This is a genomic window from Marinobacter santoriniensis NKSG1, assembly GCF_000347775.1.
Classification (GTDB): domain Bacteria; phylum Pseudomonadota; class Gammaproteobacteria; order Pseudomonadales; family Oleiphilaceae; genus Marinobacter; species Marinobacter santoriniensis.
Genome location: NZ_APAT01000015.1, coordinates 929035 through 939610 on the forward strand (window position 1 = coordinate 929035; position 10576 = coordinate 939610).

General features: G+C 58.2%; 11 protein-coding genes. 7 read left to right on the forward strand and 4 right to left on the reverse strand.

The window, feature by feature from the left end; genetic code table 11:
* Window positions 1-41 precede the first annotated feature (41 nt).
* A complete protein-coding gene (locus MSNKSG1_RS10020; protein WP_008939146.1) occupies window positions 42-737 on the forward strand; it encodes a pseudouridine synthase in 696 nt (231 codons plus the stop codon).
* A gap of 9 nt (window positions 738-746) precedes the next feature.
* Here the strand turns inward: MSNKSG1_RS10020 and efpL are convergent, their stop codons facing one another.
* Window positions 747-1313 (reverse strand): elongation factor P-like protein EfpL, encoded by a 567-nt coding sequence (gene efpL, locus MSNKSG1_RS10025; RefSeq protein WP_008939147.1) that lies wholly within the window; start codon window positions 1311-1313, stop codon window positions 747-749.
* Between the two features lie 77 nt (window positions 1314-1390).
* Between efpL and MSNKSG1_RS10030 the strand changes: the two genes are divergently transcribed.
* Genes MSNKSG1_RS10030 through MSNKSG1_RS10045 form a run of 4 tightly spaced genes read left to right on the forward strand, consistent with a single transcriptional unit; the run spans window position 1391 to window position 5985 of the window.
* Window positions 1391-2038, forward strand: a complete 648-nt coding sequence (locus tag MSNKSG1_RS10030; protein ID WP_008939148.1) for a DsbA family oxidoreductase — start codon at window positions 1391-1393, stop codon at window positions 2036-2038.
* Window positions 2039-2073: 35 nt separating this feature from the next.
* Window positions 2074-2943, forward strand: coding sequence for an NAD(P)-dependent oxidoreductase (locus tag MSNKSG1_RS10035; protein ID WP_008939149.1), 870 nt, complete (start codon window positions 2074-2076; stop codon window positions 2941-2943).
* Between the two features lie 37 nt (window positions 2944-2980).
* Window positions 2981-3778, forward strand: a complete 798-nt coding sequence (locus tag MSNKSG1_RS10040; RefSeq protein WP_008939150.1) for an alpha/beta fold hydrolase — start codon at window positions 2981-2983, stop codon at window positions 3776-3778.
* A complete protein-coding gene (locus tag MSNKSG1_RS10045; RefSeq protein WP_008939151.1) occupies window positions 3775-5985 on the forward strand; it encodes a LemA family protein in 2211 nt (736 codons plus the stop codon). Before MSNKSG1_RS10040 ends, MSNKSG1_RS10045 begins: the two co-directional genes overlap by 4 nt.
* Window positions 5986-6026: 41 nt before the next feature.
* Here MSNKSG1_RS10045 and MSNKSG1_RS10050 read toward each other — a convergent pair whose 3' ends face one another.
* The 3 genes from MSNKSG1_RS10050 to MSNKSG1_RS10060 all read right to left on the reverse strand — a co-directional run bounded on the left by MSNKSG1_RS10050 (window position 6027) and on the right by MSNKSG1_RS10060 (window position 8872).
* Window positions 6027-6725, reverse strand: a complete 699-nt coding sequence (locus MSNKSG1_RS10050) for a crotonase/enoyl-CoA hydratase family protein (protein ID WP_008939152.1) — start codon at window positions 6723-6725, stop codon at window positions 6027-6029.
* Between the two features lie 179 nt (window positions 6726-6904).
* On the reverse strand, window positions 6905-7537 hold the full coding sequence (locus tag MSNKSG1_RS10055; protein WP_008939153.1) for a PEP-CTERM sorting domain-containing protein: 633 nt from the start codon (window positions 7535-7537) through the stop codon (window positions 6905-6907).
* Between the two features lie 285 nt (window positions 7538-7822).
* Window positions 7823-8872 carry a mechanosensitive ion channel family protein gene (locus MSNKSG1_RS10060; RefSeq protein ID WP_040886746.1) on the reverse strand — a complete coding sequence of 350 codons (1050 nt, stop codon included), beginning with the start codon at window positions 8870-8872 and terminating at the stop codon, window positions 7823-7825.
* Window positions 8873-9119: 247 nt separating this feature from the next.
* Here MSNKSG1_RS10060 and MSNKSG1_RS10065 point away from each other — a divergent pair, with 247 nt between their 5' ends.
* Window positions 9120-9818 (forward strand): spondin domain-containing protein, encoded by a 699-nt coding sequence (locus tag MSNKSG1_RS10065; RefSeq protein WP_008939155.1) that lies wholly within the window; start codon window positions 9120-9122, stop codon window positions 9816-9818.
* Between the two features lie 14 nt (window positions 9819-9832).
* A complete protein-coding gene (locus tag MSNKSG1_RS10070; protein ID WP_008939156.1) occupies window positions 9833-10552 on the forward strand; it encodes a spondin domain-containing protein in 720 nt (239 codons plus the stop codon).
* The last annotated feature ends 24 nt before the right edge of the window (window positions 10553-10576 follow it).

Consider the following 10576-nt stretch of genomic DNA (forward strand, 5'->3'; position numbering starts at 1 on the left):
ATCCCGCAGCCGGATCCTGACGACCTGTCCTGACAAGCACTATGAAACTTTCCCGGATTCTCAGCAACCAGAACGGCATCAGCCGGCGGGACGCCAACCGTATGCTGGCATTGGGCCGGATTTACGTCGACGGCCGCATTTGCCGGGATGGAAAAAGGGAGATCAGCCGATTCCGGGAGGTACGGATCGACGATAATATCCTCCAACGGGCGGAACCGGCCTATTACCTCATGCTTCACAAGCCCGCCGGCTACCTCAGCGCCACCACCGACCCCGTGCATCCGACCGTACTGGACCTGATCGATCACAGGCTCCGCCCCCACCTCCATATTGGCGGTCGCCTGGACCGGGCCAGTACAGGCTTGCTGATCCTGAGCAACGATGGCCAGTGGTCCCGCCGGCTGACCGAACCCAGGGTAAAGATCCCCAAGGTCTACCGGGTGACCACGGAAAACCCGGTTACACAAGAGGCTGTCGAGCGGTTCGCCGAAGGCATCTGGTTTGCCTACGAGGGACTGATAACCTCACCGGCAATACTGGAGCGGCTGGGGGAACGTGAAGCACGGGTCACGATCTACGAGGGGCGCTACCACCAGATCAAGCGCATGTTCCGGGCGGCAGGAAACCGGGTGATGTCGCTGCACCGGGAACGCATGGGGGATCTGATTCTGGAAGGCGATCTCGCCCCGGGGCAGTATCGACCACTGACCCGGGAAGAGATTGATTCGGTGGCCTAGCCAGGCGGCTCAGGCGCGGCTCAGGAACTTGCGTTCCTCAACGTTGATCTTGATCCGGTCACCGGTGGAGATATGCTCGGGCACCTGAACCACCAGACCGGTGGTGAGCCTGGCTGGCTTGGTTCGTGCGGTTGCAGAGCCGCCCTTCACCGATGGATCGGTCTCCTCGATCTGAAGTTCCACGGTCGGCGGCAGATCCAGCGCCACCGGCGCATCGCTCACCAGAATGACCATCAGGCCCTGGGTGTCTTCGTTGATAAACAACAGTTCGTCTTCGATGGCCTCCCGATTCAGCATGTACTGCGTGAAATCTTCTGAGTCCATGAACACGTATTCATCGCCGTCGGCGTAGGAAAATGTCGCTGGCCGACGGACCAGGTCCGCCTGGTTAAGCATGTCGGAATCCTTGAAGGTTTCGTCCAGCTTCTGGTTGGTGACGACGTCGTACATACGCATCCGATACAGACTGCCACCGGCACGACCCTGGGGGACAGAGCGCTCGATGTCCTTGACGAAATAGACGCGACCCTCGTATTCGATGGCCTGATTTTTTTTGATCTCGCTGGCTTTTGGCATGTCTAATGATTCCGGAAAGGTGAACAACAGGGCTGCTGATATACCACGACTCGGCCCGATAATCGATAGGAGCCACCATGAGCAAGATACAGATCGACATTGTTTCCGACATCGCATGCCCCTGGTGCGCCATTGGCTATGCCCGTCTGGAGAAGGCCATGGAACAGCTGGAATCGGAGCACGAGTTCGCCGTCCGGTGGCATGCGTTCGAGCTGAACCCGGATCATACCGGTGAGGGCGAGCCCATCCTTCCGGCACTCGCCCGTAAGTATGGACGCAGTGAAACTGAGATGCGTTCAAACCAGGACCAGATGATCGAGATCGCCCGGAACCTCGGGCTCAACTTTGAAAAGATGCAGGAGCGCTACACCCAGAACACCTTCGATGCCCATCGCCTGGTGAAATGGGCGGAGGAACACGGCAAACAGACCGAGATGAAAAAGGCCTTGTTTGAAGCCTATTTCGGAAGAGCGGAAGATGTTTCAGATCATGACGTCCTTGCGCAGTGTGTTGAAAATGTCGGTCTGGAACCACAGGAAGCCAGACAGGTACTGGATTCTGACCGCTACGCACAGGCGGTGCGTGAAGACGAGGCCACCTATCAGCAAGCAGGTGTCAGCGCTGTGCCGGCGTTCATCGTAAACAGGAAGTACCTCATCTCCGGCGCGCAGGAACCGGATACGCTCGTCCAGGCGTTCAGGGAGATTTCAGCAGAATCCAGCTGAATCACATTCATGGGAAGCATCACAGGAGAACAGGTATGAAGGTATCTTTTATCGGGCTTGGCATCATGGGCAGTCGAATGGCCAACAACCTGCTCAAGCATGAAGGGATCACTCTCACCGTTTTCAACCGGTCCGCCGAGGCGATGGCGCCCCTCAAGGATGCCGGCGCCCGGACAGCAACCTCGGCCCGCGATGCCGTTGTCGACGCGGACGTGGTGTTCACCATGCTCAGTGCGCCGGAGGCGGTTGAGAGCGTGGCATTTGGCGATGAAGGGTTTGTCGATGCGATGGCGGAAAACGCACTCTGGGTCAACTGCTCGACCGTGAACCCTTCGTACACTCGCGAATGCGCGGAGCGAGCGCACAAGGCAGGACTGCGCTTTCTGGACGCCCCGGTAGCCGGCACCAAGATGCCCGCGGAAACCGGCGAACTCACGTTCCTGCTCGGTGGCGAATCCGACGATGTCGAGCAGGTTCGCCCGCTGCTGGAACATATGGGCCAGAAAATCCTGCACGTCGGCCCGTCCGGCCAGGGCAGCGCTTTCAAGATGCTCGTCAACGCGTTGCTTGCCCAGAACATGCTGGTGTACTCCGAAACCGCACTGCTGGGCGAAAAACTCGGTTTCAGCCGGGATTTCCTGATGGATACCCTGCCCAACCTGCCGGTTACAGCGCCCTTCCTGAAGGGCAAGGCAGGACTGATCAAAGAAGCCGATTATGAAGCCCAGTTTCCCCTGGAACTCATGCTCAAGGATCTGCATCTACTGGACGTGACCGCCTACGAGGAGAAACAGCCTCTGTTCCTCGCCGGCCTTGCCAAATCCGTCTATGGCCAGGCCAACAGCGCAGGACACGGACGTGACGATTTTGCAGCGGTGTTTGATTACCTTCAGAAGCTTGGCTAGTCTCCAGAACTTACCTCAACAAAAATAAGGACATGCCATGGCTTTTGCAGATGTAAACGGTCAACGCCTGTACTACAAAGATACGGGCGGTAGCGGCCCGGCCCTTGTGTTTTCCCACGGGCTGATGATGGATCACGAAATGTTCGCGCCGCAGGTGGAGGCCTTCCGCGACCGTTATCGCTGCATCGTCTGGGATGAACGAGGGCACGGCCAGACCGCAGTCGACAGCCCCTCGCCATTTTCCTACTACGACTCGGCTGACGATCTGGCTGCCCTGCTCGACCATCTGGGTGTCGAAAAAGCCATACTCGCTGGCATGTCCCAGGGTGGTTTCCTCTCCCTTCGCTGCGCCCTGACCCACCCGGACAAGGTTCAGGGCCTGATTCTTCTGGATACCCAGGCAGGCAAGGAACTGGAAGAGAAAATCCCCGCCTATCAGGCGCTGATCGGCACCTTCATGGAACACGGACTGACACCGGAAATCGGAACCACGATTGCCCAGATCATCCTGGGCAGCGATTTCGAGGACGCCGACTACTGGAAGTCCAAATGGAAAACCATGTCCGCCGCGAACGTGGGCAATAACTTCCAGACACTGGCGAGCCGGGATGACGTCACTGACCGTCTTCCGGAGATCCGTTGTCCGGCCCTGGTCGTTCATGGGGAAGCCGATATCGCCATCCCGATGGAGCGAGCGGAAATCCTGGCCAACGGATTGCCCGATGCGACACTCGTGACCGTTCCCGGAGCAGGCCATGCCGCCAACCTGTCCCATCCAGGGCCGGTGAATGCAGCCATCACCGAGTTTCTGAACAGGGTGGCGCCGGCGAGTTGAGAACCAGTTACTTCCGACGGCGTTTCAACATTGCCAGCAAACCCGGCCGACTCATCATGGCCTTGCTGGCAATGGCCGCTCTGGGCGGCGCCTACTATCTGATGCACGAGGGCCTGAACCAGTTGTCCCAGGCCCGTCAGCTGGAGCGCCTGCCAGAAACACCGATCGGGGCCCTGGCCAGCGGCCCCTATGCGATTGCCGGCAACGTCAGTGATCGATCCAGCACGGTTACCACGCCCTACTCGACCCAAAAGGCCGTTTACGTCCGCTACAAGCTCGAAGAGGAGTATCGGGATTCGGATGGCGATCGTCACGTCCGTACCCTGGACTCAGGCGAACGTGGGGGACCTTTTGTACTGGAGGACGACAGCGGGTCGGTTACAATCACCACGGACTTCCCCGAATCCGGTATTGAATGGCACCTCAACCGCTCTTATTACCGGGAGGTCGGCGACCGGATGTACTCGGAGTGGGCACTGGTTCCGGGTGACCACGCCCGGGTTGTCGGCCGTTATCTGCCGACCGACCAGGAAGTGGTGTTCCGCGACCTGTCTCGATTCAGTCTGCCAGCCATGGTGTCCAGCCAATCACTGGACGTGGACGGTGGTGACCGGCTGTTCGGCGCCGCCATCCGGATTTCCATTGCCACTGGCCTGCTCGCACTGGGGTTGGCCCTGACACTGACCGCCCTGAACATTCACCGGTTCTGGATCTACGTCCTTACCCTCTCGGTGGTCGTCACCGGCGGGCTCTCCACTCTGGGCATCGCCCGGCTCAATGCGGAATGGTCCGCCATAGCCTCGCTTTACGAAACACGTTTCGAAGCGCTGGACGGAGCCCAACAGAATTCCCTTCTGCTCGCTGACGTCGCGGCTCTGGAGCAGTTGATCCGGCGCAGCACCAGTGGCTGGCTCGATCAATGGATGTTCCAGCGCGTTGTTGAAAACCGCCTGCCCGTTCCACCGCTCGATGACAATACTGCTGCAATGGCCCAGCAGATCGTCGACCGACAACCCCACGGGCACTACCAGCATGGCTGGATCAGCTGGGCTCTGACCCTGGGTAGCTTTATTCTTGCGATCGGCCTCCTTTACCTGGCAATCCGGACCGTCAAATTCAAACGCCTGATGGAAGCAGTCCCCACCAGCAGCACCCAGGGCCTGAGCTTCGGGCTTTCGGAACTCAAGGGCATAGTCGATACAGACGATGCGTTTCCGCCGTTGAGGGATCCGCTGACCGACCAGAAATGCATTGCCTTCGACTACAAGGTGGAGGAACGACGGGGCTCAGGTAAAGACGAAAAGTGGCACACCATTGAGCACACATCAGAATGCGCGCCCTTCTGGCTGGAAGATTCCGAGGGCCAGGTTCTGGTACAGCCCGAAGGTGCTGACATCGAATACCCCCGTAGCCATTCGGAAACCCGCGGTGACCGGCGATACACCGTGCGCTTCCTGGATACGCTGATCAACGTCTATTGCATCGGGTTTGCCGGGCTGGACCGGGACAGGCCCGACCATCTGACGATCCAGCAAGACGACGGGACACCCTTCCTCATCAGCGCCAACAAGGAAGACGACATCATCCTCGACCGGGGTGCCCGGGGATTCGTTGGCGTTGCCCTCAGCCTGGGCCTTTTCCTCTTTTCCGCAACGGCGCTGATGGCATCCGATGGCAGTTTCAGTCCGGACAATCTCATTCTGTCTGCCCTGACCGTACCTGTTGTACTGTGCCTGTACATTGGCATCCTGCACTACAACGACATTATCTTCCTGAAAAACCGTGTTGAGCGGGCCCGGGCCAACATCGATACCATCCTGCAGCAACGGCATGATCTCTGGCCCAATCTGGAAAAAGCGGTGAAAGGCTACCTGACCCACGAGAAAAAATTGCTGGAGGCCATCGGCAGGCTCCGTTCAGCAGATCCCTCGGCCCTTGGCGCCCGGGGCAAAACAGACCAATTGATTGGTTTCGAACAGCAGGTAACCGCGGCACTTAAGGCCAGAATCGAGAACTATCCGGACTTGAAGGGCAACACGGTGGTTCAGCAGTTCATGGCGATGATGGCGGAAACGGAGAACTACCTCGCCCTGCTCAGAAACAGCTACACCGAGAGTGCGAAAATCTACAACACCCGGATACAGTCATTGCCGGATATCATCCTTGCGAAGTTGTTCCGGTTCAGGAGCGCGCCACCCAAAGCCTGATGGCGCGGTTATCGAGAGATTGATCGACCAGGGCAGACGGATTAATCGCTGAGCCCAAGGCTCTTTGCATCCTGCTCAATGCACCGGCCCAACAGCTCCAGGTACTCGGCCTTGGCCTTCACCTTGGTTTGCTTGTGCGCCCGAAGATCAAGCTTCCGGAACTGCTGGGCAATCTGGTTTGCCCGTTCCAGCAACTGCTCCGGGGCCACCGTTTCATCCAGGAAGCCAGCCGTCACGGCATCCTGCGGACTGAAAATCTCGGCGTTTACAACGGACCGATAGAAATGGGACGGGGTCAGGCGATGGCGGGCAATCTCGATGCCCGCGTGGTGCATGGTCATCCCGATGGCGACCTCATTCAGGCCCAGCTTGAAGTTGCCTTCAACACCCACGCGGTAGTCCACGGAGAGAAGAATGAAGGCCCCTTTAGCAATCGCATGACCACTGCAGGCACCGATGACCGGCAGCGGGAATCCCGCCAGGCGATGCGCCAGGGTGGATCCCACCTTGACCAGTGTTGCCGCTTCCTTTGGGCCTTTCTGCATTTCCTTCAGATCGTACCCGCCCGAGAAGATGCCCGGCTGACCAGTCAGGATGACCACCGCCTTGTCCTGCTCCGCGCGGTCAAGAGCGCCGTTAAGAGCCTCAAACACCTCGTGGCTCAGTGCATTGGCCTTGCCATTGCTGAGGGTTATCGTGGCTACACCGTCATTCAGTTCGTACGTCACAAGTTCTGTCACCGGGCTCTCCTTTCGGCTTCCGCTCAATAAAGTGAGTGTTTGTTAACTTATTGAGGGGAGATTGTCGGTGACCTTCGAGCGAGTTTCAATCCCGAAACCGGACTCAGGTGCGATTTTCGAGCACCCACAAAAAAGGTCGCCCCAGGGGCGACCTTCTCAGTGCGCTGTTGCGCAATGGATCAGGCAGATTGGCGACGACGGGCCATACCCAGCCCCAGTACTCCCAAACCCAGAAGGCCAAGGGTGCCGGGCTCGGGCACGGGAACAGACACATCTACAGCATCAAGGAAATTACCAATGGTGCTGGCGTTGGTGGTGGAAAAGGTCAGCGTGGTCAGCTCAGACAGTGCAACGAAGGTGGTACTGAACACTTTCCATTCACCGACAACATGATCATCCATCAGCCAGCTTTCCAGAGGTCCACCGATCACGTTGGGAGAAGTGACAGAAACGTTGAAACTCTCATCGTTGCTCTGGCGCGCTCGGTAGGCAAAGCTCAGGTTATAGGTCTGATCGGCTGTGGTCGCAAAGCTCTGGTAGATACCAAACGTGCTACCGGAGTATGGATGCGCGTTCAGTTCGGCGAACTGGTCACCTTCATAGGCTGTTACACCATTCAGGTCGTTCCAGATTTCGATGTTGTCACCATTCCAACCGTCAACATCGGCAGAGCTGAAATATTGCCAACTGCCAGCTGCAACTTCCGGACTCTCGAACCCACCGTTCACGATCAGATTGGCAGAGGCGGGAGTGGCAACCGCGAGCGAAAAGCCCAGGGCACCGAGTGCTGCGATACGAGTGATTAACGACATGGGATACTTCCTTTTCCAGCGACAGATTGATAACTATCGCTTACAGGTGCAACCCAGATACCACTATAGATTTTCGGCTTTACATTCATGAGGTTAAAAAAAGAGAGCGCAGGCACTCCACGCGACACTGTAAATTAATCTGACAGGCCTGTTCTGGCCTATTTACAGTTTTCCCCGGACAGTTACTCACAGAATCTGTGGATAACTGTGTGGGTAGAGGCAGGATACCTCTATCCAGACGGCCCGCAACGGGTGTTTCGGAGATATGACGGAAAAGTGACCGAATTATTCGTCCACCAGCCGCGCACGCATTCGAGGCAGATGAGAGGGGTAATGTTTCTGGACATAGGTGACCAGCCCCTCACGCACGGCACAGCGGAGATCCCAGTTCTTGCTGGAATCCGGAGCACTCATCAGGAATCGCACCTGCATCGCCTGGTCATTGGAGTCTGTCACCTGGACCGTGGCCACTTTCCCATCCCACTGATCGGATTCGTCCAGCAGACGTTTGAACTCTTCCCTCAGGGGTTCCACCGGCATGGTGTAATCCACCCAGATGAAGACGGTTCCGAGAAGGTCGGCACTTTTTCTAGACCAGTTCTGGAATGGGTTCTCGATGAACCACTGCAAGGGAACTACCAGACGCCGCAGGTCCCAGACCCGCAAAACAACGTAGGTTGCAGTGACTTCTTCCACCCAGCACCACTCCCCCTGCACATGCAACACATCGTCTATACGGAAGGGTTGGGTCAACGCAATCTGCATGCCCGCCAGCAGATTGCTCAGCACGGGACGGGCCGCAAAGCCCAGAATGATACCGCCGACACCGGCCGATGCCAGCACACTCGCCCCGACCTGACGGACGGATTCAAACGTCATCAGCGCAGCGCCGAAACCGATAATCACAATCAGGATATTGAGACAGCGAACGAGGAACCGGGTCTGAGTTTCGACCTTTCTGGCACGTTGCCACTGACCTTCCAGAACCGGGTTCATGGCAACGATCACCTCTCCGATCGCCGAGGTGAGCCGCACCGCTGCCCAGGTCATCGCCAGAATCAAAAAAAGGGTCGTCGCCTGCCTGAAGCCGGCGAGTAACGGGAGATCGTCCGGCGCAGCACTGAGGGCGCCACTGAGTGCCAGTAAACACAGAACCGCCCCGAGCGCTCGTGCCGCTGCATCAAGGAACAGGCGGGGAACGGTTCGCGATTCGGTGAAATGGCGGATCAGCGCAAGAGTCAGCCGGTAAACCACGTAAGTGGACAGCACCGCCAGCAACGCCGACAAACCAGGCAGCCACCAAGCTTCCAGAGCAGCCTCCAGTGATCCCATCATTACGCCTCTCAGCTTTTTGAAACAGTCACCATCAAACTAGCGCATAGATTTTCCTGACGACAGGCATATTGCCGGAAAGCCGTCAGTTCAGCGTAGGCATAATCAGCAACCCGCATCAAAGCCCCACCTTCCCTGCCTGACCACCGAGACCAAACGTTCAACAAACCGTGATTCTTTTGTGATGCACAGATTGCCAACCTCCTGAAATACTAGACTGGACAATGACAATCGAACAGGAGTCACCGCAATGAAACGGACCATTCTGGCAGTAGCACTGGCTGCCACACCTTTCCTGTCACAGGCAGCGCAATTCGACGTTGAAATCACGAATCCAACGCGGGGGATATATTTTACGCCCTTGCTGATCACTGCTCACCCGGACAATGTCGCCCTGTTCGAGACCGGCAGCGCCGCTTCCAGCGAATTACAGGCCATGGCCGAAGGTGGCGACCTCTCGGGTCTCGTGAGCGTCCTCAATGCCGCGGGGGCCACCACGGTCGAGGATCCGGCCAACGGTCTGCTGGCACCGGGAGCATCCGCCACCACGACGCTCAATACCGACAACGCGGCCGCCAACACCCGGCTGTCGATTGTGGCGATGTTGTTGCCCACCAACGATGGATTTCTCGCTCTGAACAGCCTGGAGATCCCCACCGAACCGGGCACCTACACCTATGACCTGAACGCCTATGACGCCGGTACGGAAGCCAACGATGAAGTCCGCGGCAGTGGGACACCGGGCCAGCCCGGCATGCCCGTACCTCCACCGCTCGATCCGGTGCTGGGGAACAATGGCACCGGTGTCGCCAGCTCAGCCGAAGGCTACGTTCACATCCATCGGGGCAATCTCGGCGACACCGATCTCAATGGCGGCAGCAGCGATATCGTCAGTACGCTGCACCGTTGGCTGAATCCGGTGGCCCGCGTCACCGTGACGGTTAAATAGCCAGGAGGTGCGACATGATCTTCTCAAGACACACGCTCCTGGTGCTGCCCCTGGCGGCTTTGGTTTCCGGCTGCGGATCCAGCAACGACAACCCACTGATCAGCGGCTCGGAGTATCAGTACCGGGTCACCATTACCAACCTCACCACGGGCCAACCCTTCTCGCCCGCAGCCGTGGTGATTCACCACTCCGGCTGGCAGGCGCTGGAGCTGGGACAGCCTGCGACGGTCGGTCTGGAAAAGCTGGCGGAAGGCGGGGATAACAGCGATTTTATTTCGGCGGCCGATGCCGACAGTGATGTGCTCTCGACAGCGACGGGGCAAGGCATCATTGCTCCCGGGGCAACCGAGGAGTTGACGGTATCCGTAGGCCTCGTCAACGATCACGATCTGTCGCTGAGCTGGGTTTCCATGCCGGTCAATACCAACGATGGGCTGGCTGGTGTGATTGATGCCAGGCTGTCGGGATGGGATGTCGGCCAGAGTGAGACTTTCCTGGCCATCAGTTACGATGCCGGCACCGAGGCCAATACAGAATCTGCTGATACGGTCCCGGGCCCCGCCGCCAGTGGGCTCGCAGAGGGCTTCAACCCGGTACGGGACGATGTCCGGAATGCGGTGTACCTCCACGCTGGCGTGGTCACCGGAGATGACGGACTCACCACGTCCACTCTTGGAGAAGTGCAACGCTGGGATAATCCCATCGCCAGTGTAAGGGTTGAGCGGTTGCAGTAGCCTTGCGGGTGATATCTGGACCAA

What these genes read in the sequence shown, in the direction of transcription:
- MSNKSG1_RS10020 (WP_008939146.1), top strand. Translation starts at nt 42, where the DNA reads ATGAAACTTTCCCGGATTCTCAGCAACCAGAACGGCATCAGCCGGCGG.
- efpL (WP_008939147.1), bottom strand. Translation starts at nt 1,313, where the DNA reads ATGCCAAAAGCCAGCGAGATCAAAAAAAATCAGGCCATCGAATACGAG.
- MSNKSG1_RS10030 (WP_008939148.1), top strand. Translation starts at nt 1,391, where the DNA reads ATGAGCAAGATACAGATCGACATTGTTTCCGACATCGCATGCCCCTGG.
- MSNKSG1_RS10035 (WP_008939149.1), top strand. Translation starts at nt 2,074, where the DNA reads ATGAAGGTATCTTTTATCGGGCTTGGCATCATGGGCAGTCGAATGGCC.
- MSNKSG1_RS10040 (WP_008939150.1), top strand. Translation starts at nt 2,981, where the DNA reads ATGGCTTTTGCAGATGTAAACGGTCAACGCCTGTACTACAAAGATACG.
- MSNKSG1_RS10055 (WP_008939153.1), bottom strand. Translation starts at nt 7,537, where the DNA reads ATGTCGTTAATCACTCGTATCGCAGCACTCGGTGCCCTGGGCTTTTCG.
- MSNKSG1_RS10060 (WP_040886746.1), bottom strand. Translation starts at nt 8,872, where the DNA reads ATGATGGGATCACTGGAGGCTGCTCTGGAAGCTTGGTGGCTGCCTGGT.
- MSNKSG1_RS10065 (WP_008939155.1), top strand. Translation starts at nt 9,120, where the DNA reads ATGAAACGGACCATTCTGGCAGTAGCACTGGCTGCCACACCTTTCCTG.
- MSNKSG1_RS10070 (WP_008939156.1), top strand. Translation starts at nt 9,833, where the DNA reads ATGATCTTCTCAAGACACACGCTCCTGGTGCTGCCCCTGGCGGCTTTG.